This window comes from Arthrobacter sp. N199823 (assembly GCF_002929705.1).
In the GTDB taxonomy this organism is placed as follows: Bacteria; Actinomycetota; Actinomycetes; order Actinomycetales; family Micrococcaceae; genus Specibacter.
In genome coordinates, this window is record NZ_PJIN01000003.1 from 384,426 (window position 1) to 410,496 (window position 26,071).

At 61.8% G+C, this 26,071-nt stretch carries 24 protein-coding genes; 15 read left to right on the plus strand and 9 right to left on the minus strand.

Annotated elements, in window-relative coordinates; translation table 11 throughout:
* Positions 1-21 precede the first annotated feature (21 nt).
* On the plus strand, positions 22-777 hold the full coding sequence (locus CXQ93_RS08985) for a hypothetical protein (RefSeq protein WP_146073200.1): 756 nt from the start codon (positions 22-24) through the stop codon (positions 775-777).
* A 157-nt stretch (positions 778-934) separates the two neighbouring features.
* A complete protein-coding gene (locus tag CXQ93_RS08990; RefSeq protein WP_146073201.1) occupies positions 935-1,564 on the plus strand; it encodes a hypothetical protein in 630 nt (209 codons plus the stop codon).
* Positions 1,565-1,641: 77 nt separating this feature from the next.
* Here the strand turns inward: CXQ93_RS08990 and CXQ93_RS08995 are convergent, their stop codons facing one another.
* Positions 1,642-1,908: a hypothetical protein gene (locus CXQ93_RS08995; protein ID WP_062286548.1), complete on the minus strand. Its 267-nt coding sequence runs from the start codon at positions 1,906-1,908 to the stop codon at positions 1,642-1,644.
* Positions 1,909-2,111: 203 nt separating this feature from the next.
* Between CXQ93_RS08995 and CXQ93_RS09000 the strand changes: the two genes are divergently transcribed.
* Positions 2,112-2,492, plus strand: coding sequence for a co-chaperone YbbN (locus CXQ93_RS09000; RefSeq protein WP_104110096.1), 381 nt, complete (start codon positions 2,112-2,114; stop codon positions 2,490-2,492).
* 119 nt (positions 2,493-2,611) lie between these two features.
* Here CXQ93_RS09000 and CXQ93_RS09005 read toward each other — a convergent pair whose 3' ends face one another.
* Both CXQ93_RS09005 and CXQ93_RS09010 read right to left on the minus strand, forming a co-directional pair.
* The gene (locus tag CXQ93_RS09005; RefSeq protein ID WP_104110097.1) at positions 2,612-2,890 is read right to left on the minus strand and encodes a putative quinol monooxygenase; all 279 of its coding nucleotides are present in this window, start codon (positions 2,888-2,890) and stop codon (positions 2,612-2,614) included.
* Between the two features lie 84 nt (positions 2,891-2,974).
* Positions 2,975-3,925 (minus strand): DNA-3-methyladenine glycosylase, encoded by a 951-nt coding sequence (locus tag CXQ93_RS09010; RefSeq protein ID WP_104110098.1) that lies wholly within the window; start codon positions 3,923-3,925, stop codon positions 2,975-2,977.
* A 108-nt stretch (positions 3,926-4,033) separates the two neighbouring features.
* On the opposite strand from CXQ93_RS09010, the gene CXQ93_RS09015 reads away from it, so the two are divergent.
* A complete protein-coding gene (locus CXQ93_RS09015; RefSeq protein WP_104110099.1) occupies positions 4,034-4,801 on the plus strand; it encodes a DUF2975 domain-containing protein in 768 nt (255 codons plus the stop codon).
* Positions 4,801-5,019 (plus strand): helix-turn-helix transcriptional regulator, encoded by a 219-nt coding sequence (locus CXQ93_RS09020; RefSeq protein ID WP_104110100.1) that lies wholly within the window; start codon positions 4,801-4,803, stop codon positions 5,017-5,019. Before CXQ93_RS09015 ends, CXQ93_RS09020 begins: the two co-directional genes overlap by 1 nt.
* A 15-nt stretch (positions 5,020-5,034) precedes the next feature.
* Here the strand turns inward: CXQ93_RS09020 and CXQ93_RS09025 are convergent, their stop codons facing one another.
* Both CXQ93_RS09025 and CXQ93_RS09030 read right to left on the minus strand, forming a co-directional pair.
* Entirely contained in the window at positions 5,035-6,234 is a 1,200-nt protein-coding gene (locus CXQ93_RS09025; protein WP_308470613.1) for an SLC13 family permease, read from the minus strand.
* Between the two features lie 2 nt (positions 6,235-6,236).
* On the minus strand, positions 6,237-7,172 hold the full coding sequence (locus CXQ93_RS09030; RefSeq protein WP_104110101.1) for a LysR substrate-binding domain-containing protein: 936 nt from the start codon (positions 7,170-7,172) through the stop codon (positions 6,237-6,239).
* Between the two features lie 178 nt (positions 7,173-7,350).
* On the opposite strand from CXQ93_RS09030, the gene CXQ93_RS09035 reads away from it, so the two are divergent.
* Positions 7,351-10,800 (plus strand): bifunctional proline dehydrogenase/L-glutamate gamma-semialdehyde dehydrogenase, encoded by a 3,450-nt coding sequence (locus tag CXQ93_RS09035; protein ID WP_104110102.1) that lies wholly within the window; start codon positions 7,351-7,353, stop codon positions 10,798-10,800.
* Positions 10,801-10,969: 169 nt separating this feature from the next.
* Here CXQ93_RS09035 and CXQ93_RS09040 read toward each other — a convergent pair whose 3' ends face one another.
* The 3 genes from CXQ93_RS09040 to CXQ93_RS09050 are packed head-to-tail and all read right to left on the minus strand — an operon-like array spanning position 10,970 to position 12,436.
* Positions 10,970-11,371 carry a VOC family protein gene (locus tag CXQ93_RS09040; protein WP_062286559.1) on the minus strand — a complete coding sequence of 134 codons (402 nt, stop codon included), beginning with the start codon at positions 11,369-11,371 and terminating at the stop codon, positions 10,970-10,972.
* Positions 11,372-11,381: 10 nt separating this feature from the next.
* Entirely contained in the window at positions 11,382-11,831 is a 450-nt protein-coding gene (locus CXQ93_RS09045; RefSeq protein WP_104110313.1) for a helix-turn-helix transcriptional regulator, read from the minus strand.
* Between the two features lie 11 nt (positions 11,832-11,842).
* Positions 11,843-12,436 (minus strand): AAA family ATPase, encoded by a 594-nt coding sequence (locus CXQ93_RS09050; protein ID WP_104110103.1) that lies wholly within the window; start codon positions 12,434-12,436, stop codon positions 11,843-11,845.
* Positions 12,437-12,516: 80 nt separating this feature from the next.
* Between CXQ93_RS09050 and CXQ93_RS09055 the strand changes: the two genes are divergently transcribed.
* The 3 genes from CXQ93_RS09055 (at position 12,517) to CXQ93_RS09065 (ending at position 16,294) form a co-directional block, all read left to right on the plus strand.
* Positions 12,517-13,902, plus strand: a complete 1,386-nt coding sequence (locus CXQ93_RS09055; RefSeq protein ID WP_104110104.1) for a cystathionine beta-synthase — start codon at positions 12,517-12,519, stop codon at positions 13,900-13,902.
* Positions 13,903-13,919: 17 nt separating this feature from the next.
* Complete coding sequence (locus tag CXQ93_RS09060; protein WP_104110105.1) at positions 13,920-15,083, plus strand: cystathionine gamma-synthase; 1,164 nt, start codon at positions 13,920-13,922, stop codon at positions 15,081-15,083.
* 503 nt (positions 15,084-15,586) lie between these two features.
* Positions 15,587-16,294 (plus strand): transglycosylase family protein, encoded by a 708-nt coding sequence (locus CXQ93_RS09065; protein ID WP_104110106.1) that lies wholly within the window; start codon positions 15,587-15,589, stop codon positions 16,292-16,294.
* Between the two features lie 155 nt (positions 16,295-16,449).
* Here the strand turns inward: CXQ93_RS09065 and CXQ93_RS09070 are convergent, their stop codons facing one another.
* The gene (locus CXQ93_RS09070; protein ID WP_104110107.1) at positions 16,450-17,844 is read right to left on the minus strand and encodes an amidohydrolase; all 1,395 of its coding nucleotides are present in this window, start codon (positions 17,842-17,844) and stop codon (positions 16,450-16,452) included.
* A gap of 173 nt (positions 17,845-18,017) precedes the next feature.
* On the opposite strand from CXQ93_RS09070, the gene CXQ93_RS09075 reads away from it, so the two are divergent.
* The 6 genes from CXQ93_RS09075 (at position 18,018) to CXQ93_RS09100 (ending at position 26,067) form a co-directional block, all read left to right on the plus strand.
* A complete protein-coding gene (locus CXQ93_RS09075; RefSeq protein WP_104110108.1) occupies positions 18,018-18,767 on the plus strand; it encodes an SDR family oxidoreductase in 750 nt (249 codons plus the stop codon).
* A 222-nt stretch (positions 18,768-18,989) separates the two neighbouring features.
* Positions 18,990-19,082, plus strand: a complete 93-nt coding sequence (kdpF, locus tag CXQ93_RS09080; RefSeq protein WP_104110109.1) for a K(+)-transporting ATPase subunit F — start codon at positions 18,990-18,992, stop codon at positions 19,080-19,082.
* Between the two features lie 9 nt (positions 19,083-19,091).
* Entirely contained in the window at positions 19,092-20,747 is a 1,656-nt protein-coding gene (kdpA, locus tag CXQ93_RS09085; RefSeq protein ID WP_104110110.1) for a potassium-transporting ATPase subunit KdpA, read from the plus strand.
* On the plus strand, positions 20,744-22,873 hold the full coding sequence (kdpB, locus tag CXQ93_RS09090; RefSeq protein WP_104110111.1) for a potassium-transporting ATPase subunit KdpB: 2,130 nt from the start codon (positions 20,744-20,746) through the stop codon (positions 22,871-22,873). Before kdpA ends, kdpB begins: the two co-directional genes overlap by 4 nt.
* A 17-nt stretch (positions 22,874-22,890) precedes the next feature.
* Positions 22,891-23,487, plus strand: coding sequence for a potassium-transporting ATPase subunit KdpC (gene kdpC, locus CXQ93_RS09095; RefSeq protein WP_104110112.1), 597 nt, complete (start codon positions 22,891-22,893; stop codon positions 23,485-23,487).
* Between the two features lie 3 nt (positions 23,488-23,490).
* Positions 23,491-26,067: a DUF4118 domain-containing protein gene (locus tag CXQ93_RS09100; protein ID WP_104110113.1), complete on the plus strand. Its 2,577-nt coding sequence runs from the start codon at positions 23,491-23,493 to the stop codon at positions 26,065-26,067.
* The last annotated feature ends 4 nt before the right edge of the window (positions 26,068-26,071 follow it).

The following is a 26,071-nucleotide window of genomic DNA, read 5'->3' on the forward strand; positions in this document are numbered from 1 at the left end:
AAGGCGAACTACAGTTAAGGCATGGAATACGTCGTGCCGCTGCTCATTGTGCTTGCCATTGTCATTGCTGTGGTTGTTGGATCCCGGCTTGTGGGACGGCGCAACCAGCCGCCACGGGCCACAGTAGAGGCAACTGGGGCTGGCACTGCACCCAAGGTGGCCGCCAACAAGCGATCGCGCCGTGAAATCACGCGGGAAGACGCGCAGGAAGCCAGTGCCAGGCTGAGCCCGGAACAGCACAGGAGTGTTTACGCTCTGATCGCAAGGCATCAGGTGCTTAACGCCGTCAAGGAATACCGCAAGGCGACCCGTCTGGGCCTCAGTGACGCAGCGCAAGCTGTGGCCGCCTTGGCCCAATTTCCGCAACCCACGCCCGAGCGCCCGGCCGCCGCGACCGCCGTCGAACATCCCAACAACGGGTCCGCCGCGCAGCCTGAGCCCAGCATTCAGGAAGGGCCGCTGACCGTGGAGGACATCATCAACGCAGGCCCCGCCACGCAAGCGACGCCGGCAAGTTCATCCCCGGAGCTCAAGCCGGAATCACGTGCCAAGCCTATTGCTGCCGCGGGCAGTTACCGGTACCGCGCCATTGTCTCGCAAGGTGATGAGGTCCGTGAGGTGGTCAGCACGCGTCTGAATGCGGAGATTTACGCCCAGATTCGCCAACTCGCGCTATCCGGAAAGTACGACGACGCTGCTCGCCTCCTGCGTGATCACGCCGACATTGGGGTGGCGGATGCGCAGGAGTTCATCTCGATGATTGGCCCAGAAGACTAAGCACTGGTTGGCGTGGATCTCGTCTCAAAGCAGGGACGGCGCGTCATATGTGCGCACAAGTATGACCAAACGGACAGTCTTGGATAATGTTTGGCAAGCGTCTTATAAATTATCTGCCGGAAGGGTATTCTCCCGGCCATATCCCTTGGGGGAGTGCTTGAACATTTCCATGCGCCTCGGCTCGCGAAAGCTGCGCTATTTCCTGTTCGCTGTTCTGGCTGCGGTGGCCGTCGTGCTGCCCTTGCTGGTTGCGCCGACTTCGGCTCATGCGGCTGCCACGACAACCACCCGCATTGCCAACTTCACGGCCGGTCCTGCCACAGTTGTCAAGGGTAAGAGCATCACCTATTCCGGCCTGGTGCAGCGCCCCTCCGGTAAGACCTGGGTCAAGACCGGAGCCGTTACGGTGAAGGTTTACTTTGACGCTGATGGTTCTGCCCCTAAGAAGCTGGTCCGCACGCTGAAGACCAATTCATCGGGCTCATTCAAAGCGGCCGCAGTGGCCACGGTTACCGGCAAATGGTCCGTAACTCTCCCGGCTCAGGGCAGTTACAAGACATCGTCCACGAGTGTACGTGTGGTCAAGGTGGTGCCGGCTCCCAAACCGACGTCGTCTAAGCCCGCCAGCAAGTGGAACTGCCCGTCATGGGCCCCCATCAAGGGCAACGCGCCGAGCAAGATCTACCACCTCAAGAACCAGCGGTTCTACGCGAAGACCACTCCTGAGATTTGCTTCACCACCGAGGCTGCCGCCAAGAAGGCCGGCTACCGCAAGTCAAAGGTCTAGAGCCACGCTCTAACGCTGCGCATCAAAGAAGTGCCCGGTCCCTGTGGGGCCGGGCACTTTGCTGTCAGCGGTGAGGATCAGAGGGCCTCGTTGTCGCTTTCCAACACAAAACCATCCTGATGGTGAATCAATTGGCGGCCCATGCCGGCGTCAAGCTGGATCCACAGGCATTGGCGGTCGTGGGAAATGGTCTCCACGCGGCCCGACAATCGCCAGCCGCGATCGTTAATCAGGGCCACCGGTGCATCCTTGGGCAACGCGGGCCACACATCGTGGTTCTCAGGATTAATAAAGGCTCGGTGGTGCATGCGGCGGGTCATGGGTTCTCCTGGTGTGAAAGTCATCGCTGCTTCCTTATCTACTTACTCAATACCGCAAGCTTGCACGGGCCAGATGAATAAGCTGTGAACTGAGTGTGACTTTCGGTTCACGGCTCCATGAATCTGCCCGCACGGAACGGTCCCAGATGTGTGACTATGACCGCTTAGTGCTCACGCGGTGAGCGAAACCACAGCCAAACGGGAGGCTCATCCCGTACGGTTAAGGCATGGCTACAGTAGAAATCACCACGGAATCTTTTGGCCCCACCATTGAGGGCAACGACATTGTGATCGTTGATTTTTGGGCTTCTTGGTGCCAGCCCTGTGTGCGTTTTGCGCCCACCTTTGAGGCTGCCTCCGAAAAGCACAGCGACGTTGTGTTCGGCAAGGTGGATACGGAAGCGCAGCAGCAACTCGCCGCCGAAGCCAACATCACCTCCATCCCCACGTTGATGGCGTTCCGCGAAAAGGTGCTGGTGTTCGCCCAGCCCGGCGCCTTGAACGGTACCGAACTGGAATCCGTCATTGACGCCGTCAAGGCTCTGGACATGAGCGAAGTTCATGCAGCCGTCGCCGCCAAGGCCGCCGAAGGTACCGCCGCCGAGTAACAGTCCGCTGTCGGGCCCTGAAACCTCCATCAACAGCATCGACCCGTGAGTTAAGGCTGCTTAGATTCGTCTAAGCAGCCTTAACTCACGGGTCGATGCTGTTTCTGAAGGCTGTATCTCTAGGTGCGAACCAGCTCTACCGGCTTTACCAGCAGGGCGCTGAGGGATTCATTGAGGTCCTGCACGGCAATGCCCTTGCTGTGCTTGGTCAGGTCCTCTTCGGAGGCCCACTGCTCAGTCAAAACAATCTTCTCTTCCGATTCCTCGGTGATTTCATACTGGATGCAGCCAGTCTCTTCGACGACCTGCTCAATAGCGATGTCCAATGCAAGCTTCACACGGAAGAATTCGCCCTCGTTGGGGATAAAAGTGGCCTGTAGGTTGATGATCTCGCTCATGCAACCAGCCTAGGCGATACGAGGGTTCGGGCGGGAAGTTGTTCCGCTCTATGAACGCCCGCAGTACTGTTTCCGAACAGCGAGTTAGTGTCCGCGATGGTCCTGAATACTCATCCGCGGCCCGAATGTGGGTTTGCGGAAACCGCTGAGCTGTAGCAGCCGCACCACGCGCTGGCGGTGCCCGCGCCACGGTTCAAGAAGTTCCAGCATGCCCGCGTCGTCCACTGGTTCTCCGGCCAGTGCCCAGCCCACATAAGCGGCAAGGTGGTAGTCGCCCACCGCCACGTGGTCGGCATCGCCGTGCGTGCGCTGGGTGACTTCCGCTGCGGTCCAAGCCCCAATGCCTGGAATGCTTTGCAGCTTGCTGCCAGCCTCTGCTGCCGGCAGGGCACTCAAACGCTCCAAGCCCGACGACGACCGTAGCATCCGCTGAACCGTGGCCGAACGCTGTGGTCCAACGCCAGCCTTGTGCCATTCCCAGGATGGAATGGCGGCCCATTGGGCAGGTGTCGGCGCGACGATCAAATCGGCGGGGACCGCTGCATCTGTTCCAGTGCCGGGGGCTGCCGAGCCGAACTTTTTCAACAGGATCGCGTAGCCGCGGCGGGCCTCAAGTGCCGTGACTTTCTGCTCCAAAATGGCCGGCACCAGGGCGTCAACCATGCGCCCAGTGGCAGGCAGGCGCAGTGCCGGGTGCCACCGTCGTGCTTCCCGAACGCGGAGAGGGAGCGTCTCGGTAACGGCAGGGGAGTCAAAAGTGGACCAGTCGTCCTGGGCACCCAGCAGCGCCGGGGCAGAATCCAGAGCATGGCCGGCGCCCGGACCCCAAGCCCGCGCATGCAACTCGGTGCCTCGCTGAGAAATGCCTAAAGTGGCAGGGCCGGCGGGGGTATTGAAGGCCAGCCATGCGTTGTCCGGAGCGATCCGCACGGTCCGATCGCCAGGGCCGCGCCCAATGATGCCCAACGTCTGGGCCAGCGAATACGGGGCGCCAGCATCCCAGACCGCGATGGGGCCCTGGTGTGTGGTGGTCATGGATCCATGGTCGCATGCAGTGCTGGGAAGGGCTTGGTAATGTGGGCAGCAACTGATAGCTTAACGTTTATCGTTATTATCGATCAACGTTAAGTTTGGGGTGTTCTGGTGGTCTTTTCAACAGGGTGGTCATGGTTGATTGTGGTGGCGGTTCTGGCAGTCGTGGCCATGATCCTGTTCATGGGCAGGCGCACCGTAAAGGACCCGGAGGCTGTGGCGGGAGGCGTGATGGTTCGGGCCACTCGGCGCATCGCCTGGCTTTACGTGGCCGCGTGTGTGGTGGGTGGGCTGAGCACTGCCGCAACCATTGTGTGGGGAGACGCCGTCACTGTGCGGTTACCTGTGCAAGAGTTCTGGCCGTCGCTGCCGGAATCCGTGGAGGTACAAAATCCATTGGCCGTGGTGGAGGGTGGCGGATTTACAGGGGCCGACGTGAGCCTGAGCGGACTGGCGATGCAGACGCGCATCATGCTGATGGTCGCAGGGCTGGCGCAAACCGCGTTGTTTGTCGTCGTCGGGCTTGTCATTATTCGAATGTGCTCCTCCGTTATGAACAAGACACTCTTTGGAGCAAAACTCGTCAGAGGCGTTCAGCAGGTTGCCGGCGTCGTCATGATCGGTGGAATGGTGTGGCAGATTGCTCAGCTTTTTGGCGGCACCATGGCTGCCAATGAGGTCCTCGGTGCCACAGCGTGGGGCATGTCAGGAGAGACCATCGAGTGGACCGACATCCACAACATCGTCGGCCTGCCACAAATCGCCTACTCCTGGGAATTCAACTTCTGGCCCATTGGAATAGGCCTGGTGCTCATGGTGCTTGCTGAGTTGTTCCGTCAGGGCAGTAAGGTCCAAAAGGATACGGCAGGGCTCATCTGATGGCAGACGAGGAAGAATCCGGGATCCACTGCCGCCTCGATGAGCTGCTGGCCGAGCGCGGCATGACACTGACGCGGCTTGCGGAGCTCGTTGATATCAGCATTGTGAACCTCTCTGTCCTGAAAAATGACAGGGCCAAAGCTATTCGCTTCTCCACGCTCGTGGCTATTTGTCGTGCGCTCGAGTGTGAGGTGGGGGAGCTACTAGAGGTGGCCTAGCCATCGTGGCCCGGTTTAGCTGGGTAAACCAGCGCTCAGCCACAGCGCCAGGACAGCCGTGGGCAGCAGAACCAGCACCAAGCACAGGCCGGCAAGTGCGTAGGAGCCCCAAGAGATGTTGACGCCCATGGCCTTGAGGCGGCTATGCCACAACAAGGTTGCCAGCGATGCCCATGGAGAGATCAATGGACCCAGATTGACGCCGATCAGCAGCGCCGCGAGTCGGAGCGGGGTATCGGCTAGTGGCTCCAAAGCCAGGTAGGCGGGCAGGTTGTTGACGCCGTTAGCGCTCAACGCACCCGTCCCAGCGAGCTGGAGCAGGCTCAGGAATCCGTTCCCTGTGCCAGCCACCGGGCCCAGAGCCTGCGACAAGCCATGATCGTGGAAGGCAGCAACCACCATGAATAGGCCAACTGTCAGCAATAATGGTTGGATCGGCACCATGGACCACCGGAGAACCGAGGGGCGCCGGGTCATGAAGACAATCAGCAGGAAAATCGCCGCAATGCTGGCCGGAATAGCCACCGCAATACCTGACACCAACGCGGGCAACAGGAGCGCCACGGTGATGGCACTGAGTACCAAAATCCGCTTGTCTGTCACCGGCGGAACTGTCGGTGCCTGGTACTTGCCGTGCAGATCTTTGCGGAACAACAGCCACAGAAAAAGCATGGGCACCACAATTCCCGCCACAGCCGGAGCCCACAGTAGCTCGATGAATCCGAGTGGGCGAAGGTCTAGCTGATGCTGGGCCAACAGATTGGTCAGGTTTGATACCGGCAGGAACAACGACGCCGTATTGGCCAGCCACACGGTGGTCAGCGCAAATGGCAGAGGGTGGATGCGGGCATGCCGGGCCAGTGTCACCACCACCGGGGTGACCAACACCGCCGTCGTATCTAGGGACAAAAAGACGGTGCTGAGAGTAGCCAGCGCAACCACCAGCAGCCAGAGGACAAGGACGCGCCCACCGGAGGGCCTCGCCGATGTTGACTGGGCACCCCAGCGGACCATTCTGGCGGTGACGAATCGGAAGAGCCCTGCCAATTCCGCCAATTCCGTCACGATTGTCATGGCAACGACAAAGAGCAAGATCGGCACCGTGCGGGAAGCCAGATCTAGTGCTGACGCCGGGCTCAATATCCCAGTGACGAGCAGAAGTAGTCCTGCAAGGAACATCGCGGACGGACCCGAGGCGGCTACCAGTTTTTTCACGGTTAGCTTCGATTCTCGGCGGCGAGCTCTTCGGCTGTCTGCTGGAGTAAGTCTCGGCAGGCCAGCAGGGCCGGACGACGGCGGCTGGACCGTCTGGCTGATGTGAAAATGGTGCGTCGGGGTGCTTGGGGCAAATCGATCAGGGCAACGGGTGTAGGGCGCCCCGTCCACATCAAATCTGGCATGAGTCCCACAGCATTGCCCGATTCAATAAGCCTGATTTGAGCCTGCAGATCCGCCGTTTCGAACCGTACATCCGGCTCGAAACCGGCCTGCCGGCACGCTTGTTCGGCCCAATGTCGCGATGCCGCGCCGCGTGGTTCCATGACCCATGGCAGCTGCGCGGTGTCCGCAATGCTGGTGATGGGCCCGGTGTGTAAGCGGCTCATGCCGCCGCTGACACCTTCGGCGGGGACTGCCAGGCGGATGGCATCGGTGGTCAGTACCACCCGGTCCAGTTCCGGATGCAGGGGCGCCGCATGGCCGGGATATTGTTCGGCAACCACTAGATCAAAGTCCCGAGCCCAGGTCTCATGCAATGCAGTTTCGGGTTCCCGCTGAACCATCTCAATGCGGACATCCGGGTAGGCGTGCGCCATGGAGGTGAGCATGGCCGGGATCAGGGCTAGTGCCGCCGACTGGAAAACGGCCAGCTTCACGGTTCCCGTCACGGTCGTTAAAGAAGCGGACATATCGGCCTCAGCGCGTTCCAGCGTTTCCAAAAGCTCGGCCGTGTGCTCCACAAGAATTTCTGCTTGTGCTGTGAGTTGCACGCGGCGGCCCACCTTGCGGAACAGTGGGACACCTACCTCTTTCTCCAGCAGCGCCAGCTGTTGGGACACGGCAGAGGGGCTGTATTGCATCACTGCGGCCACGTCGGCCAAGGTTCCGCGAATATGCAATTCGCGCAGCAATCGGAGCCGTTTTAGCTCGAGCATCGCCCCTCCGGATTTGTTAAGAAAAAGTGTTGAGTAATCATCATAAAACACCACTTTTGCTAATTGAACATTGGTCTCATACTGGAGCTGAAGGGTACGCGAATCACAGCCGCAAGATGCGGTGCGCGCGGCCACCTGAGCTTATTGGACACCAGCAGAAAAGAAGCACACAACAACTATGACAAGCACTGTCCCTGCGGCCACCGCCGCGACCATTCCGGTTCCCAGCAATGATCTTGCTCAGGAAACCGTTGCTCTTGTCCGGCACTGGCTGAGCGAGGCCGCCACGTTCCCGGCTGATGTTTCAGCCCAGCGTCTGGCAGGTGTCCTGAAGGACCCCAATGGGCTGGACTTCACGGTTGGCTTTGTTGACGGCGTGGTCCGTCCTGAGGATCTGTCAGTTGCAGCCCGCAACCTGGCCATCCTGGCCCCCAAAGTTCCGGCTTTTTTGCCCTGGTATATGCGCAGTGCCGTCCGCCTCGGTGGAGTCATGGCCCCGATCCTCCCGCAGCTGGTCATTCCCATTGCCCGCAGGGTGCTCCGCGAGATGGTGGGCCACCTCATTGTCGATGCCACCGACGCCAAGCTAGGCCCGGCCATCGCTAAGATCCGCAAGGATGGCGTTGATTTAAACGTAAACCTTCTCGGTGAAGCCGTCTTGGGCGAAAATGAAGCCGCCCGCCGCTTGGAGGGGACATTGAAGCTCCTGGCGAGGGACGACGTCGACTACGTCTCCATCAAGGAATCTTCCACCGTGGCACCCCACTCTCCGTGGGCCTTCGACGACGCCGTCGATCACATCGTTGAGAAACTCACCCCGCTCTACACGCTGGCCAACTCCTTCGCCAAGCCCAAGTTCATCAACCTGGACATGGAGGAGTACAAGGATCTCACCATGACCATCGCGGTGTTCAAGCGCATCCTGGACAAGCCCGCGTTCAAGAAGCTCGAAGCCGGGATTGTGCTCCAGGCCTATCTGCCGGACACCCTCGCCGCCATGATCGATCTGCAAGAGTGGGCCGCCACCCGCCGCGCCGAGGGCGGTGCCGCCGTCAAGGTCCGCATCGTCAAGGGCGCCAACCTGCCCATGGAACAGGTTCAGGCTTCGGTCTTTGGCTGGCCACTGGCCACCTGGGGTACCAAACAGGATTCCGACACCAACTACAAGCGCATCGTGAATTACGCGCTGACCCCCGAGCACATCAACAACGTCCACGTTGGCGTTGCCGGGCACAACCTCTTCGATGTGGCCCACGCCTGGCTCCTCGCCAAGCAGCGCGGCATCGATACCACCATGGGAGCGCTCGAGTTTGAAATGCTGCTGGGCATGGCCACCGGCCAGGCCGAAGCCGTCCGCAAGGATGTCGGATCGCTGCTGTTGTACACACCCGTGGTTCACCCGGGCGAATTCGACGTCGCCATCGCTTACCTGATCCGGCGCCTCGAGGAAGGGGCTAGTCAGGACAACTTCATGTCGGCCGTCTTTGAACTGTCCGAGAATGAGGCCCTGTTCACGCGCGAGCAGGAGCGTTTCCTGGCTTCTCTGGCCGATCTGGACACCACGGTTCCGCCAACCAACCGCATCCAGGACCGCAACCTCCCTGCTGTTGCAGCGGCAGCCGGATTCGCCAATACTCCGGATACCGACCCTTCGCTGGTGCCTAACCAGGCTTGGGGTAAGGAGATCCTGGCCCGCATCCCCGGCTCGGTGCTGGGCAATGACGTGGTTGCCGAGACCACTGTCACCGAGCTGGAGCAGCTAAACACCATTGTGGACACCGCACTTGAGCACGGTGCAGCCTGGGGTGCCATGAGCGGTGCGCAGCGCGCAGAAATCTTGCACCGCGCCGGGGATCTCATCAACACCCGTCGCGCCGATTTCATGGAGGTTATGGCCTCCGAGACCGGCAAGACCCTGGACCAGTCCGATCCCGAAATCAGTGAAGCAGTGGACTTTGCCCACTACTACGCGGAGAGGGCCAAAGACTTGGAAATGGTCGACGGCGCGTCCTTCGTCCCAGCGAAACTAACCGTGGTGACCCCGCCGTGGAACTTCCCCGTGGCTATCCCGGCAGGCTCCACTTTGTCCGCGCTGGCCGCCGGTTCCGCCGTGGTCATCAAGCCGGCACCGCAGGCGCAGCGCAGCGGATCCCTCATGGTCAAGGCCCTGTGGGATGCCGGTGTGCCCCGTGAGGTGCTGGCCCTGGTGCAGCTTGGCGAGAACGATCTTGGCAAGGCCCTGGTGTCTCACCCCGCCGTCGACCGGGTTATCCTCACAGGTGGTTATGAGACAGCGGAACTGTTCCGGAGTTTCCGCACTGATCTTCCCCTGCTGGCCGAGACCTCCGGCAAGAACGCCATCATTGTCACCCCCAGCGCCGATCTGGATCTGGCCGCCAAGGACGTTGTGCAGTCGGCATTCGGCCACGCGGGCCAGAAGTGCTCGGCAGCATCATTGGTCATCATGGTGGGCTCCGTAGCCACGTCCAAGCGCTTCCGCAACCAGCTCATGGACGCGGCCGCCAGCCTCGCTGTTGGGTATCCGGAAACCGCCACCACTCAGATGGGGCCCATCATTGAACCGGCCTCCGGCAAGTTGTTGGGCGCGCTGACCACTTTGGACGCCGGTGAGAGCTGGGCCCTTGAACCGCGTCAGCTGGACGCAACCGGCCAGCTTTGGTCACCTGGTGTTCGCACAGGTGTCAAAACTGGCTCCAACTTCCACCTGACCGAGTTCTTCGGCCCGGTGCTGGGTGTCATGGAGGCCGCGACGCTCGAAGACGCCATTGCCGCGGTCAACGCCATTGACTACGGGCTCACCTCTGGTCTGCACTCACTGGATTCCGCTGAGATTGGCCTCTGGTTGGACACCGTCCAAGCCGGAAATCTGTACGTGAACCGCGGTATCACCGGCGCTATTGTGCAGCGTCAGCCCTTCGGGGGCTGGAAGAAGTCCGCTGTTGGTGCGGGTACCAAGGCTGGTGGACCCAACTATTTGGTGGGCCTGGGTTCCTGGACCTCGGCCGAATCCAAGGCCACCGCACTGTTGGGCGACTCTGCCCGCAAGATGCTGAACGCGGCCTCGGATTTGTCCGCCGACGAGCTGGGGTTTTTGACGCGCGCGCTCCACAGCGACGCCGCGGCATGGGCCCAGGAGTTCGGCATAGCCCGTGATGTTTCGGCGTTGTCGGCCGAGCGCAACGTGTTCCGTTACCTGCCGCTAAACCCCTTGGTTCGTCTGGCCGAAGGCGGATCCATGGCCGAGCTCATGCGCGTACTCGCGGCAGGACTCCTCGCCGGGGCCACTCCGGAAGTCTCCTCCGGCGTCGAACTTCCCAGCGCTTTGAAGGCGCTGCTGCTGAGCCTGCGCATTGCCGTTACCGCCGAGAACGATTCCGAGTGGCTGGCTCATGCGCAGCGCTTCGGTGCCGGGCGCATCCGCCTCATTGGTGGGGACGCTGCAGCGGTGTACGAGGCAAGCAACGGCCGTCCTGACCTGGCCATTTACCATGGTGAGGTCACCGAGGCCGGGCGCGTGGAGATGCTGCCGTTCCTGCACGAGCAGGCCGTCAGTATCACGGCGCACCGCTTCGGTACGCCCAACAACCTCTCGGCCGGGCTGATCTAACCCCGCCCTGCACTGCCACGCCACGCCCCGCCCCGCCCCGACGCCGCGAAAGGTGAGTAGTGAGCAATGTTTCCAACGAACATTGCTCACTACTCACCTTTCGCGGTCCGGGGGAGGAGGGGTCCGGGGCAGGAGGGGTCCAGGGGCGGAGGGGGTAGGGGAGGAGAAGTCAGGCCTGGGCGACGCGGACCATATTTCCGGACGGGTCGCGGAAGGCGCAGTCCTTGGGGCCCCACGGCTGGTCAATGGGCTCCTGCAACACCTCGGCACCGGCGCTCACTGCCTGCTCAAAGGTGGCGTCAAGATCGCTGGCCGTGAAGTTGAGCATGGGAAGCACGCCCTTGGCCAGCAGTTTCGCCAAGGCATCGCCGTCCTCCTTGGACCGGCCGGCGTGTGGCTCGGAGAGTACGATCCCCAATCCCGGCTGTGCCGCGGTGCCCAGGGTGACCCAGCGGAAGTCGCCGTTGCGCACGTCGTTCTGGACTTCCAAGCCCAGAGCGTCGCGGTAGAAGGCGATGGCCTCGTCGGGGTTATGGACTGTCAGGTGCGTGTACTGCAGTGAAATAGTCATGCCACCAACATTATGGCCCGGTGTGCCCCAGCGCTTCTTGATTCCTGCTCGACTTTCCGGAGCCATCGCGCGCCGGCCGGGTGGTCACCCTGACAAAGCACGGCGGCATGGCCTCAATAGCGCTGTGGTCTCTGGCCTTGTAGCTACTGGGAGTTTCGCGCATGATCTCCGTGAAACGGGAGCTGAAGGAGCCTAAGGAGGTGGCGCCTACTGTCATGCACGCGTCAGTCACAGAGGCGCCGGCACGCAGCAGCGCCGAGGCCCGTTCGATCCGCCGCGTCATGAGGTAGCTGTACGGGGATTCCCCATAGGCCTCTCGAAATTTCCGAGAAAAATGGGCGGGGGACATGAACGCCTTCGCCGCAATGGTGGGCACATCCAGTGGCTGGGCGTAGTCCCGGTCAATCATGTCCCGGGCCTTGCGCAGCAGCGTGAGCGTGGCCAGCTCCTCCGCTGTCATGGCTGGCTCCGTCATGGCTGGTCCTGCCTCGGCTGAACCCGGCTCGCGGAAACCCGTTCGGCCAAACGGCCCAGCCATACATCTGCCTCGCGCGGGGACCTCAAGCGCACCACGCGAAGCCCCGGAAATTTCTCCTCCAGCGTCGGCACCAACACCTTGAGCTTGTTCCGGGTTCGCCAACCCCACCGAATAATGTGATCGGAGTCGGTGAAAATCCCCCAGAGCGGGCCTTCGTAGTTGCCGTTCCAGAGTTCCTCACGCTGGCTCCGGCGCCGAACCGTGCGCCGAATGAGCCGCACCATGGATACCGGCATGGGGTAGTCCAGCCAAATGAGGGTGTCAGCACGCTGTGCCAGTAACCGGCGCACGGCCGCGTACTGCCACTCCGAAACCCAGGTGGGCTCCTGGGTGAGATGGTCGACGTCGTTCATGAACTCCGCGCGCGGCACCCAGTTGGGCCCGTGGAACAGACTGTCCAGCTCGGTGTACTCAATCCCGAGTAGCGCGGCCAGGCGCCGGGCAAGGGTGGACTTTCCTGCTCCGGAAACTCCCGCAATGAGGATGCGTTGCGGGTGCTCCGGGAGTGGATCGGAGACTGTGAGCATGCTCCACAGTTTATTGCGCCCACAGCCCCAAAGAGTAACCTGTCTTGGCCAGTTCCGCGGCGGGGTACTACGTTTGGTGTATGAAGTATGCGAACTCTGTCCTGGACCTTATTGGCAACACCCCCTTGGTGAAATTGAACAAGGTGACCGAGGGCATCGCCGCCACCGTTTTGGTCAAGCTTGAGTACATGAACCCGGGTGGTTCCGCTAAGGACCGCATCGCCGTCAAGATGCTCGATGAGGCTGCCAAAGAAGGCAAAATCAAGCCCGGCGGCACCGTAGTGGAACCCACCAGCGGCAACACCGGTGTGGCCATGGCCATGGTGGCTCAGGCCCGCGGTTACAAGTGCGTGTTTGTGGTCCCGGACAAGGTGGGCGAGGACAAGCGCGCCGTGCTGCAGGCGTATGGCGCCGAGGTTGTGGTCACGCCCACGGCGGTCGCTGCTGACAGCCCGCAGTCCTACTACGGTGTCTCGGATCGTCTGGTTCGCGAGATTCCCGGCGCCTACAAGCCGGACCAGTTCTCCAACCAGAACGGCCCGTTGAGCCACTATGAAAGCACCGGCCCCGAGATTTGGCGCGATACCGACGGTAAGGTCACCCACTTTGTGGCCGGCGTTGGTACCGGCGGCACCATCTCTGGCACAGGCCGCTTCTTGCGTGAGGCTTCCGCGAACCGTCCCGAGTCCGACGGCGGCGAGGTCAAGATCATCGGTGCCGACCCGGAAGGCTCTGTCTACTCAGGTGGCACGGGACGGCCGTACCTTGTGGAAGGCGTGGGCGAGGACATGTGGCCCGACTCCTACGACAAGCGCGTGCCTCACCAGATCATCGCGGTCACGGACAATGACAGCTTCGCCATGACCCGCCGCCTGGCACGCGAGGAGGGCCTGCTCGTGGGAGGTTCCTCCGGTATGGCCGTGGTGGCCGCGCTGGAAGCTGCGAAGGATCTGGGGCCTGAGGCCGTCGTCGTCGTGCTTCTTCCGGACAGCGGACGCGGCTACTTGGGCAAGATTTTTGATGACAAGTGGATGCAGTCGTACGGCTTCTTGAAGGTCACCGATGAGCCCGCCATTGGCGATGTACTCAAGGCCAAGACCGGTCAGCTGCCGGCGCTGGTGCACATTCATCCAAACGAGACAGTGCGCGATGTCATCAACTTGATGAGCGAATACGGCGTTTCCCAGATTCCCGTGCTCACCGCCGAACCGCCCGTGGTGATGGGTGAGGTGATTGGCTCAGTCGATGAACGCACCCTGACCGGCAAGCTGTTCCGGCACGAGGCCAAGCTGACTGACGTCATTACCGAACACATGCAGCCGCTGCTGCCCATCATCGGCTCGCTGGAACCGATCTCTGCCGCCCGCAGCAAATTGCAGGATGTGGACGCGCTGATGGTGACGTTTGTGGGGGCACCCGTCGGTGTGCTGACCCGTCACGATCTACTTACTTACCTCAACGACTGATTCGCTAGGAGAACACCATGACTGAAGGCTTTAACACCCGCGCCGTCCATGCCGGGCAGACCCCCGACGCCACCACCGGATCGGTTATTCCGCCCCTGTACCAAACCACAACGTTCGCTCAGGACGGGATTGGTCAGCTGCGCAACGGCTACGAATACGGCCGAGGCACCAACCCCACCCGCGACGGCTTGCAGACGCAGCTCGCAGCCTTGGAAGGCGGCGAATTCGCGTTCAGTTTCGCCTCCGGCCTGGCCGCTGAGGACGCCCTGATCCGCGCCCTGCTGGTCCCCGGGGATCACATCATCATGGGCAACGACGTGTACGGCGGCACCTACCGGCTCATCACCCGCGTCCTGTCGATCTGGGGCATCAGCAGTGCCGCCGTGGACATGAACGACGGCGGGGCGCTGGCTGCCGCTGTCGCCGCAGGCGGACCCGAGGGCAAGACAAAGATGCTCTGGGTGGAGACGCCGTCGAACCCCATGATGAAGATTACCGATATCGCTGCGCTCGCCGAAGTGGCTCACGCCGCGGGCGCGCTGCTGGTTGTGGATAACACCTTCGCCTCGCCGTACCTGCAGAACCCGCTCGCACTGGGTGCCGACATTGTGGTGCACTCCACCACCAAGTACATCGGTGGGCACTCGGATGCTTCCGGTGGCGCCATCATCCTCTCCGACGCCGAAGCTGCCGAGAAGATCGGCTTTGTCCAGTTCGCCGTGGGCGCCGTTTCCGCACCCATGGAAGCCTGGCTGACCACGCGCGGGCTCAAGACGCTCGGCGTCCGCATGGACCGCCACTGCTCCAACGCACAGAGCATCGCCGAATGGCTGCTGACCCGGCCCGAGATAGAAAAGGTCCTCTACCCGGGCCTGCCAGATCACCCCGGTCACGAGTTGGCTGCCAAGCAGATGCGCGGCTTCGGTGGCATGATCTCGGTGCAGTTCAAGGGTGGCGAGGCGGCCGCGCGCAAGGTGGCGGAGTCCACGCACCTGTTTACACTGGCCGAATCGCTGGGTGGCGTTGAATCGCTCATGAACTACCCCTCGGACATGACGCACGCATCGGTGAAGGGTACCGAGCTCGCTGTGCCGGAAAACCTGATCCGCTTGTCCGTGGGCATCGAAGACGTCGCTGACCTGCTGGCCGATCTGGAACAGGCCCTAGACGCCCTCTCCTAGCCTCCCGTGCAGACGCTCCCTCAGATAACGGGCATTTTTGGGGAACGCTCGATCACATAATGGGCTGTTTTTACGGACGCTTCTGCACTTGGTACACACCAAGTGCAGAAGCGTTCGTGTTTTAAGCCCCGTATGTGAGCGAGCGTTTATGGTGGCTGGAGTGGCGCAGGGAACCCCATAGCGATACGCTCCTGCGCCCAGATCTGCGGCGTCTGGACGTCCAACAAAAGTTCTGTCGCTTAAATACACTATCAACCTGTTAAAATATATGTCAGTAAGGTAACAGTTAGCTGATTTGCATATCGATTTGGTATCGCTTTACTCTTAGTTATGCCCTACTGGGCGGGCGGCACTTTTTGCCCCCACGATTGCCCGGGCCTTCCATCACCAAACACCGTCATTTGGAAGGCTCCGGAAACAACCTCCATATCTATAGGTTGGACGGTGGCGCGCAGATGTCCGGGGACGGATGGAGCGCAGGTGACCTTCAGGAGACCGCATCGATGAAAAATACTAAACTTACTCGCAATATCGGCCGCGTATTGGTCATTGGCGCTATCGCCGGTGGCGGCATGGCTATGGCCGGAACCGGGGCCAACGCGGCCGACGGCGGCACATGGGACGCACTAGCTCAGTGTGAAAGTGGCGGCAACTGGGCCATTAACACAGGTAACGGATTCTCGGGTGGACTTCAGTTCACCCCTAGCACGTGGGCTGCCTTTGGTGGAACCGGAGCTCCGGAAAGTGCTTCACGCGAGCAGCAGATTGCCGTGGCCGAGCGCGTCCAGGCCGGTCAGGGCTGGGGCGCATGGCCTTCATGTGCAGCTCAGCTTGGTTTGAGTGGTGGCGGCGGACAGGCTTACACTCCGGCGGCAGTTCCCGCAGCTCCTGCTCCTGTAGCGGCTCAGTCCGTTGAAGTTGCCCCGGTTCAGCAAGCTCCGGTGCAGGCTCCCGTAGAGCAAGCCCCGGTTCAGCAAGCTCCAGTAGAGCAAGCTCCAGTTCAGCAGGCCCCTGTTGAGCAGGCTCCGGCGGCAGTTCAGGTAGCGCTCAGCGGCGAAAGCTACACCATCGAATCAGGTGACACCTTGAGCATCATTGCCGACAAGCTCGGCATCGAAGGTGGCTGGGAAAGCCTCTACCAGGCCAACGTGGACACCGTGATCCACCCGGACCTGATCTTCACAGGCGCAGTACTGCAGCTTCCGGCCTAGCCCCACCGCCCAACGCGGCATCACTTTACGGCCTAAATACGCCTAACGCGGCATCACTTCACAAGAAGTGATGCCGCGTTAGGCGTTAACGGCCCGAAAGTGATGCCGCGTTTGGAGTTAATAGCCGTAAAGTGATGCGGCGTCTGTAGTGGGGGTTACACGCGTGAGGCTGTGGCGCCTACCCGGGTGGCGGCGTCGTAGCTGTAAACGGGCTTACCGCCGATGAAGACCTTCATGGCCCGCTGCATAACATCCAACGGGTCGCCGCTCCACAGCACCAGATCTGCGTTCTTGCCAACCTTCAGTGAGCCCATCTGCTCGGCGAGGCCCAAAACCTTGGCCGGGTTGATCGTGATGGCGCGCAGGGCAGTGTCCCTGTCCAGGCCCTCCTTGACCGCGAAGCTGGCCTGGTGGGCTAGGAAGTTGATGGGCACCACCGGATGATCGGTAATGATGGAAATTTCGACGCCGGCCGCCGCCAACTTGCCCGGGTTGGCAATGGACCGGGCACGCAGCTCAGGCTTGGACTTGGTCGTGAACAAGGGGCCAATCAGCACCGGAGTGCCACGCGCAGCGAGCACATCGCCCAAAACGTGGGCTTCTGTTCCATGGTCAATGACCAGATCGTAGCCAAACTCATCGGCCAGCCGGATAGCTGTGGCAACATCATCAGCGCGGTGGCAGTGTTGACGCCACGGCACCTCTCGTCGCAGCACCATGGCCAGTGCCTCCATGTGGGCGTCGCGGGGGCGCGGCTCCGGCTTGGCCATCCAGTTCTGGGCGTCCATGAATGCTTGGCGGATCACTAAGGCAGTACCCAAACGGGTGGAGGGGGTCTGCTTCTTGTCCCCATAAACGGTTTTTGGATTCTCGCCCAGTGCCGACTTCACACCGCTGGGGGAGCGCAGCACCATTTCCTCGATGTAGCGCCCGTGCGTGTGCATGGCAATGGCCTGCCCGCCGATGGGGTTCCCAGAGCCCGGGTTCACATTGACGGTAGTGATACCGCCAGCCAACGCGTCATCAAAGCCAGGATCGAAGGGATCCACGGCGTCGATGGCCCGCACCCCGGCCATGACCGGATGAGTCATCTCGTTGACGTCGCTTGTGGAGCCAAGCTCACCCTCCGGATCCATGCCGAGGTGAACGTGCGCGTCAATGAAGCCCGGGAGCAGCCACTGACCCTTCACATCCAGCACATCGGCCCCCTCAGGAACCACAATGGAAGCGCCCAGACCAAGAATCTTGCCGCCCTCAACCAGTACGGTACCGTCAAACGGTGCACCTTCCACCGGCACCACATGAGCGTTCGTGATGGCCAGAACACGCTTTTTCGCCGCAGCAGCGGCCTCCCTAATGGCGGCGCTGATGCTTGCTGTATCGGGCTTGGGAGCAACAGCCACCGGCTTCTTTCCGCCCTTGCCCGGTTTACTTGGAACAGAACCTGGCTTGACCGGAACAGAGCCTGGCTTGCCCGCCGGAGAGGCCGCCCTGCGGGTAACGCGACCTGGGATGAAACCGGGAGTGGGGGTGGGCTGAGAGCTGCTCATGACTGCCTTTCGTGTGCCAAGTATGGACTCCTCCAAGCTACAGCGTATTTTTGGCCACCGACGGAGCGCGACACGCGTGCACTGCGCGCAGCTCAAATGCAGCCCATACGGCACCGCTGTCACATCAGTTGTCACATCAGCAGCCTGAAGGCCCATGACCGTAGGCTGGTTCAATGCATAAGAAAATAGCTCTCATCACCGGCGTGGGCCGGACCGTGGGCATTGGCGCCGCAGTTGCCCGCGCGCTCGCCGCCGACGGCTGGGACCTGGTCCTGAACTATTGGCAGGCCTACGACGCGCGCATGCCCTGGGGTGTCCAGCCCGACGACGTCTCCGTCCTCACCGCCGAACTCGAATTGGCCGGTGCCCGGGTGTGGGCGTTCCCGGCAGATCTGGGTGACCCGTCCGCCGTCGACCGTCTCATGGAGGCGATCGCGCAGGAGGCGGGGACGCTCACGGGCATGGTTATGTCGCATTGCGAATCGGTGGATTCGGGCATTCTGGACACCTCGTTGGAGAGTTTTGAACGGCATTTCGCCGTCAATACCCGCGCTAATTGGCAGTTGATTGCCGCGTTCGCCCGTCAAGTGAAGCACGACGGCGGCGCGATCGTTGCGCTGACAAGTGACCACACAGCGTTCAACCTGCCGTACGGCGCCTCCAAGGGCGCCCTCGACAGGGTGGTAATTGCGGCCGCGCGTGAATTGGGCGGGCAGGGCATCAGCGCCAACGTGCTCAACCCCGGCCCCGTGGATACAGGCTGGATGGATGAGGGAACCCGCACAGCGATGACCGCCCTGCAACCGGGTGGCCGGCTCGGCACGCCCGAAGATGTGGCTCCCACTGTCGCTTTTCTGCTCTCGCCAGGCGGGCGGTGGGTCAGTGGGCAGTTGATCAAGGCCGACGGCGGTTTCTCCGCCTAAGCTCTTTGCGTCTGCGCACGGTTAAGTGTGAATCCTGCGCCACTTGCTCAGCTGCGTACCATTCACTGTTAACCACGCGCAGACGCAAAGTGACTTCCTGTCAGGAAGGCGTCAAAATTACCGCAGCCAGCGTAAAGAACACGTAAAAACAAGCTCCAAGCCCACGCCACGGGTGTGCGATTGAGTCAAGACATCAACGCACATTGTGAAAGTAGGTTTGCTGTGGATTTAGTGACGTGGCTAATTTTGGGGCTGGTGGGACTGGCCTTGCTGGTCTATCTGCTGGCCGCCCTCATTCGCCCCGAGAAGTGGTGACCGGCCACCATGGATCTTAACGTTTTCTCGCTGGCCACCCAGCTCGCCGTCTTGATAGTGGTGCTGGCTGCCCTGCACCAGCCACTGGGCAAATATCTTGCCAACACCTTCACCAGTCACAAGCATTTGGCTGTGGAGCACGGACTCTACAAGCTCTCCGGCGTTGACGCCCACGCCGACCAACATTGGAAGGTGTACCTGCGTTCGCTGCTGGCGTTCAGCGTGGTGTCCATCGTGTTGCTGTTCCTGGCTCAGCTGTTGCAGCGTTTCCTGCCCCTCAACCAGGGTATGGGGGCAGTGGACCCTTGGGTTGCCATGAATACGGCAGTCTCCTTCGTCACCAACACCAACTGGCAAACATATGTCCCGGAAACCACTCTTGGCTTCGGGATCCAGATGATGCTGCTTGCTGTGCAGAACTTCCTCAGTGCAGCTGTGGGGCTGGCGGTTGTGGTGGCCCTGATTCGCGGACTCACAAGGGCCCAAACCAGCAATCTGGGCAACTTTTGGGTTGACCTAGCGCGCGGCACCCTTCGCGTCCTGCTCCCAATGGCAATTGTTGGCGCGGTTGTCCTGATCATCACCGGTGTCATCCAAAACTGGGGCGGCACCAACATCCACACTCTCGTCACGGGTGCCCAGCAGACGGTTCCGGGTGGTCCGGTGGCTTCGCAGGAGGCCATCAAGCTTCTGGGAACCAATGGTGGCGGCTACTTCAACGCTAACTCCGCCCACCCGTTCGAAAACCCCACGGCTTTCAGTAGCTTGTTCCAGGTATTCCTGATCCTGGTTATTCCGTTCTCACTGCCGGCCATGTACGGGCGCATGGTGGGCGACAAACGCCAGGGCTACACAGTACTGACAGTGATGGTGGCATTCTGGCTGGCGTCCACAATATTCATGTCGTGGGCCATCGGCGCCTTCAACGGTAGCGGCACCAGCGTGGGTGAAGGATTTGAGCAGCGTCTGGGCGTTGCACCCAGCGCCCTGTTCGCCACCGCCACCACCCTGACCTCAACGGGGGCCGTGAATGTGGCCCACGATTCCCTGCCGCCCCTGGCCGGCGGCTTGGCCATGCTGAACATGATGCTGGGGGAGATTGCTCCCGGAGGGGTGGGATCCGGCCTATACGGGATGCTGATCCTTGCCGTGGTGGCTGTCTTCATTGGTGGCCTCATGGTGGGGCGCACCCCGGAGTTCTTGGGCAAGAAGATTGGCGCACCCCAGATGAAGCTGGTGGCCCTGTACATCCTGGTCACCCCCACATTGGTACTGCTGGGCACGGCCATCACCGTGGCAACGCCCGCACTAGCAGCAGCGGCGCCCGCCGAAGGCCCGCATGGCTTCAGTGAAATCCTGTACGCCTTCACTTCAGCTGCGAACAACAACGGCTCGGCCTTTGGCGGCATCACCAGCTCCGGTCCGGGGCTTGCCACCATGCTGGCGCTGGCCATGCTTATTGGCCGCTTCCTGCCCATAGCGCTGGTGTTGGCGCTCGCCGGCTCCTTGGCGAAGCAACGCAAAATCCCCGCCACAACAGGAACCCTCGCCACCCACGGACCGCTCTTTGCCGTGTTGTTGGGCGGTATCTCCCTGATCCTGACCGCACTCACCTACTTCCCCGCGCTCGCCTTGGGCCCGGCTGCAGAAGGACTCCTGAAATGAAGCTAGATACACTGCTGGCGGCGCTGCCCCTGGCTTTCCGCAAGCTCAATCCCCGCCAAATGATCCACTCCCCAGTCATGTTTACGGTGCTGATCGGCTCCATTGTCTGCACCGCCGTGAGTATCCAGCAGCTGGCCATTGGCTCCGACTCGGCAGTATTTTCCATCATTGTCACGGTGTGGCTCTGGCTGACGGTGCTGTTTGGCAATCTCTCCGAGGCCATAGCCGAAGGGCGTGGCAAGGCGCAGGCCGACAGTCTCCGTGCCGCCCGCACCTCAGTCATGGCACGACGCCGGACCCGGGCCTTGGTGCCCGCCGGCCAGGCAGGTGCGGGCCGGGACAGTGACGGAAACACAGTGTATGACGAGGAACTCGTGCCCGGCACCGACCTCGAGGTGGGTGACATCGTGATCTGTGAAGCTGGCGATCTGATCCCCAGCGACGGCGACGTCATTGAGGGCCTGGCCAGTGTGGATGAATCGGCCATCACCGGCGAATCCGCCCCGGTCATCCGCGAATCAGGCGGGGACAGAAGCTCCGTCACCGGCGGCACCATGGTGCTCTCGGACAGGATCGTCATCCGGATTACGGCAGCCAGCGGCAAGACGTTCCTGGACAGAATGATCTCCCTGGTGGAAGGTGCCACTCGGCAAAAGACGCCGAACGAAATCGCGTTGAACGTGCTGCTCGCCTCGCTGACCATCGTGTTCGTCGTCGCCGTTATGACGCTTGCGCCGATGGCCAACTTCGCCAGCGCCCTACCCACCCCCGTGGTTCTGGTGGCGTTGCTGGTCTGCCTGATCCCCACCACCATCGGTGCCCTAGTGCCAGCCATCGGCATTGCCGGCATGGACAGGCTGATCCAACGCAACGTCCTAGCCACCTCCGGCCGTGCCGTGGAAACTGCCGGCGACATCACTACCCTCTTGCTAGATAAAACTGGCACCATCACCTATGGCAACCGCCGCGCCGTGAACTTCATAGCGGCCGACGGCGTGAACCAGCAGGTGCTCATCGAGACGGCACGTTTGTCCTCCCTGGCAGACGAGACACCCGAGGGTCGTTCCATCGTTGAGCTGGCGCTTGGCGACCCCGGATCGAAAGGAGCGCAGGATGTCACGGCCCAACTGACCGTTGATGTTGACGTGATTGAGTTCAGCGCTGTCACCCGCATGAGCGGGCTCAACCTACCGGTGGGGCACCCTGCCAACTCAACCTCAGCGGTACTTGAGGTACGCAAGGGTGCTGCGTCCGCCGTCGAACGCTATGTGAAGGAACGCGGCGGATTCCTGCCCCAAGAACTTGCGGAAGCCGTGGCGAACATTTCCGGGACCGGCGGAACGCCGCTCCTGGTGGCCACGTACAACGGCGAGCGCGCACAGGCTTTGGGCGTCATCCATTTAGCGGATGTGGTCAAGCCTGGCATGAAGGAACGGTTCGCCGAACTGCGGGCCATGGGCATCAAGACCATCATGATCACCGGTGACAACAAGATCACCGCTGCCGCCATTGCCGCCGAGGCCGGGGTGGATGACTTTGTTGCCGAGGCCACCCCGGAGGACAAGCTGGCGGTCATCAAGGCCGAGCAGGAGGCCGGACGGTTGGTGGCCATGACGGGGGATGGCACCAATGATGCCCCCGCCCTGGCGGCGGCGGATGTGGGTGTGGCCATGAATTCGGGCACCAGTGCGGCCAAGGAAGCGGCCAACATGGTGGATTTGGATTCGGACCCCACCAAGCTCATTGACATTGTGGGCATTGGCAAGCAGCTGTTGATCACGCGCGGATCGCTGACCACATTTTCGGTGGCGAACGACGTGGCCAAATACTTTGCCATTGTGCCGGCCTTGTTTGCCGCCACGTTCCCCGGGCTGGGGCTGCTGAACATCATGGGGCTGGCCTCACCCGAGAGCGCCATCCTCTCAGCGGTGATCTTCAACGCCCTTGTCATCGTGGCACTTGTACCCCTGGCGCTGCGCGGGGTGAAGTATCGGGCTGTCTCGGCGGCCCGTGCCCTGTCGCGGAACCTGCTGATCTTTGGGCTTGGCGGCGTCATTGCCCCGTTTATCGGCATCAAACTCATCGACCTGCTGGTCTCCCTCATCCCCACGATTGCCCAGCGCTAGATCTAAAGGACATCACAATGAACGCTTATGGACGTCAACTTTTCACGGCTTTGCGATTCCTGCTGTGCGCCACCTTGTTGTTGGGGCTGGCTTACCCGGCGCTTGTCTTTGGGCTGGGCCAGCTAGTAGCTCCGGCTCAGGCCAACGGATCCATCATCACCGCCGGTGGGCAGGCTGCCGGGTCTTCACTGTTGGCCCAGCCGGTGACCGGCACTGCCTACTTCTTCCCGCGGCCCTCGGCTGTGGGCTGGGACCCGGCGACGTCGTCGGCCAGCAACCTAGGACCCAACCAGGCCGCGCTGGTGGAGGCGATGGCCACCAACCGCGCAGAGGTAGCGGCACGGGAGAAGACATCCATGGATGCCGTGCCTGTTGACGCAGTCACGGCCAGTGGCTCCGGGCTGGATCCTGATATCTCCCCGGCATACGCAGCCCTGCAGATGCCGCGCGTGGCCGCCGCCAATGGGCTCAGCGAAGCGGCCGTACAGGAGTTGATTGCGGAGAACACGAGCACCGGGGTGAACGCTTTTCTGGGCCAGTCATCGGTGAACACCACCACCTTGAACGCAGCCCTGGCGGCTGTGCAGAAAACTGCTAAAGGCCTGCGAGAATAAACTATGACGCGCGGCATATTGCGAATCTTCCTCGGTGCAGCTCCCGGGGTGGGCAAAACCTACTCCATGCTGGAGGAAGGTCATGCCCAGGCCGCGGCAGGTGTTGACGTGGTGGCGGGCATTGTTCTGGACCACGGCCGGGAGCAGACCCGCGCGCAACTGGCCGGACTCGAGGTCCTGCCGGCCCGGATCATCAACTACCGAGGCACCGATTTTGCGGAGCTGGACGTCGCTGCCCTGTTGGCGCGGCGTCCGGCCCTGGCCCTGGTGGATGAATACGCCCACTCCAACATTCCCGGGGCAGGCAACGGCAAGCGTTGGCAGGATGTGGAAGAGCTCCTTGCCGCGGGCATCGATGTGTACTCAACTGTCAACGTCCAGCACCTGGCCTCGCTAGGGGACGTGGTGGAGACCATCACCGGCGTCCGACAGCAAGAAACAGTGCCGGATGACGTGGTCCGCAGGGCTGAGCAGATAGAACTGGTGGATATCCCGCCGGAACTGTTGCGCCAGCGGCTCAGCACCGGCCATGTATATGCCGCCGACAAGGTGGATGCGGCCCTGGCCAACTACTTCAGGCTTGGTAACCTCACAGCGCTGCGCGAACTGGCGCTGCTGTGGCTGGCCGACAGGGTGGAAGAGGGTGTGGCTGCCTATAGGGAAAGCCACGGCATTGCCACCAGCTGGCCCACCCGCGAACGTGTTGTGGTGGGGCTGCCCGGCGGGCCCGAGGGCGAGGTGCTGCTGCGCCGTGCCGCCCGTATCCTGAGCCGGGTCAGCGGCGGGGAGTTGCTCGCCGTGCACGTGCCCCGGTCCGACGGCGTTGCCGGGGACGCGCCGTCGGCTCTTGAAGGGCAGCGCCAACTGGTCACGGACCTGGGCGGAACGTACCACTTTGTGGGAGGGGCGGACCCTGCTGCGGCGCTGCTGGATTTTGCCAAGAACGTGGGCGCCACCCAAATAGTCATCGGTTCCTCGCGCCGCAAGCCACGCCTGGGCTTCCTCTTTGGCCCCGGGGTGGGTGCACGGGTGGTCCGGGACGCTGGGGACATGGATGTGCATATGGTCCCGCATCCCTTGAGTGGCTCCGGCGGACCTGTGCGCAACAGGGGTGAGCTGAACAAGAAACGCGTCATTGCCGGATTTATCCTGGCTGTGGCGCTCCCGATCCTCGTGGAATTCTTCACGGGAGCCTTGAGCCTGCAGACCACCATGGTGGTCCAGCTGGCGGCGACAGTCGCCGTTGCCCTGGTGGGTGGCCTTTGGCCGGCGGTGCTTGCCGCCGTGTGGGGGAGCGTGCTGCTGAACTACTTCTCGGCACCCCCCGTGGGAACCCTGAACATCAGCGACCCGGAAAATTTGCTGACCCTGGCCGTTTTCCTGTTGGTGGCCGTGGCTGTTGCCTTGGCTGTTGACCAATCCGCACGGCGCTCGCGGGAAGCTATCAGGGCCGGCGCCGAGGCCGCCACCTTGAGTGAACTGGCCCGCGGAATCCTTGCCTCCCAGGACACCGTGCAGGTGCTGCTCGAACAGCTCAGGGATCATTTCGCCATGCGCGCGGTGACCCTTTTTCGCAACACCACGTCAGCCGGTTCCCAGCCCGGGGCTCAGCCCGGAAGCGCTCAGGACGGCAACGGCTGGAGCATGGAAGCCTCTGTGGGGGATGAGCCACCGCTTGTCCCCGAGCAGGCCGACACCCTTGAAGAGGTGTCCGAGCACTGGATGCTGGGCCTCTCGGGGCGTATTTTGCCGGCCAGCGACAGGCGCCTGCTGAGCGCTTTTGGTGCACATTTACTGGCCCTGGAACAACGCGAGGCGCTCAGTGTCACTCAACGTGAGAACCTGCAGTTGAGCCAAGACAACAATATCCGGACCTCTGTTTTGCGGGCCGTGTCCCATGATCTGCGCACGCCACTTGCCGGGATCAAGCTGGCCGTCAGCAGCCTGCGCCAGAGCGAGGTAACCTTCAGCCCCGAGGATGAAGCCGAGCTGTTGGGCACCATTGAGCACTATTCGGACAGGATGGATGCGCTGGTGGGCAACCTTTTGGACATGTCTCGCCTGAGCGCCCAAATGGTCAGCCCCATTGTGGGTCCGGTGGCCTGGCAAGAGGTGCTTCCCGCCGCCTTGCATGGCGTCCCCGCGGACCGGGTGCGCCGGGAACTGCCACCCAACATGCCTGCCATCGACGCCGATCCTGGCTTGCTGGAGCGGGTCATTGCCAACATTGTGGAGAACGCCGTGAAGTACGCCCCGGATTCGGAAATCTTGGTGGTGGGCTCCATCGGCGGCAGTGGCAGTGCCACCATCAACGGTCACCCTGCCAGCGAGTTGCGTGTGGTGGATCATGGCAAGGGTGTTCCGGCGGCCGAGGTCATGGCCATGTTCAGGCCTTTTCAGAGGCTCGACGACGTCTCTTACGGTCCGCAGGGTGGCACAGGTGTGGGCTTGGGGTTGGCTGTTGCCAAGGGATTTACCGAAATTATGGGCGGTGTGTTGGAAGCGGCACAGACTCCCGGTGGCGGCCTGACAATGATCATTCGCATGCCGCTTTCCACCGGGATTATGAGAACACTTTGAGGAC

Bases quoted from the DNA above. Each gene is read 5' to 3' on its own strand.
- CXQ93_RS08985 (WP_146073200.1), top strand. From the start codon at position 22: ATGGAATACGTCGTGCCGCTGCTCATTGTGCTTGCCATTGTCATTGCT.
- CXQ93_RS08995 (WP_062286548.1), bottom strand. From the start codon at position 1,908: ATGACTTTCACACCAGGAGAACCCATGACCCGCCGCATGCACCACCGA.
- CXQ93_RS09000 (WP_104110096.1), top strand. From the start codon at position 2,112: ATGGCTACAGTAGAAATCACCACGGAATCTTTTGGCCCCACCATTGAG.
- CXQ93_RS09005 (WP_104110097.1), bottom strand. From the start codon at position 2,890: ATGAGCGAGATCATCAACCTACAGGCCACTTTTATCCCCAACGAGGGC.
- CXQ93_RS09010 (WP_104110098.1), bottom strand. From the start codon at position 3,925: ATGACCACCACACACCAGGGCCCCATCGCGGTCTGGGATGCTGGCGCC.
- CXQ93_RS09020 (WP_104110100.1), top strand. From the start codon at position 4,801: ATGGCAGACGAGGAAGAATCCGGGATCCACTGCCGCCTCGATGAGCTG.
- CXQ93_RS09030 (WP_104110101.1), bottom strand. From the start codon at position 7,172: ATGCTCGAGCTAAAACGGCTCCGATTGCTGCGCGAATTGCATATTCGC.
- CXQ93_RS09035 (WP_104110102.1), top strand. From the start codon at position 7,351: ATGACAAGCACTGTCCCTGCGGCCACCGCCGCGACCATTCCGGTTCCC.
- CXQ93_RS09040 (WP_062286559.1), bottom strand. From the start codon at position 11,371: ATGACTATTTCACTGCAGTACACGCACCTGACAGTCCATAACCCCGAC.
- CXQ93_RS09045 (WP_104110313.1), bottom strand. From the start codon at position 11,831: ATGACAGCGGAGGAGCTGGCCACGCTCACGCTGCTGCGCAAGGCCCGG.
- CXQ93_RS09050 (WP_104110103.1), bottom strand. From the start codon at position 12,436: ATGCTCACAGTCTCCGATCCACTCCCGGAGCACCCGCAACGCATCCTC.
- CXQ93_RS09055 (WP_104110104.1), top strand. From the start codon at position 12,517: ATGAAGTATGCGAACTCTGTCCTGGACCTTATTGGCAACACCCCCTTG.
- CXQ93_RS09060 (WP_104110105.1), top strand. From the start codon at position 13,920: ATGACTGAAGGCTTTAACACCCGCGCCGTCCATGCCGGGCAGACCCCC.
- CXQ93_RS09065 (WP_104110106.1), top strand. From the start codon at position 15,587: ATGAAAAATACTAAACTTACTCGCAATATCGGCCGCGTATTGGTCATT.
- CXQ93_RS09070 (WP_104110107.1), bottom strand. From the start codon at position 17,844: ATGAGCAGCTCTCAGCCCACCCCCACTCCCGGTTTCATCCCAGGTCGC.
- CXQ93_RS09075 (WP_104110108.1), top strand. From the start codon at position 18,018: ATGCATAAGAAAATAGCTCTCATCACCGGCGTGGGCCGGACCGTGGGC.
- kdpA (WP_104110110.1), top strand. From the start codon at position 19,092: ATGGATCTTAACGTTTTCTCGCTGGCCACCCAGCTCGCCGTCTTGATA.
- kdpB (WP_104110111.1), top strand. From the start codon at position 20,744: ATGAAGCTAGATACACTGCTGGCGGCGCTGCCCCTGGCTTTCCGCAAG.
- kdpC (WP_104110112.1), top strand. From the start codon at position 22,891: ATGAACGCTTATGGACGTCAACTTTTCACGGCTTTGCGATTCCTGCTG.
- CXQ93_RS09100 (WP_104110113.1), top strand. From the start codon at position 23,491: ATGACGCGCGGCATATTGCGAATCTTCCTCGGTGCAGCTCCCGGGGTG.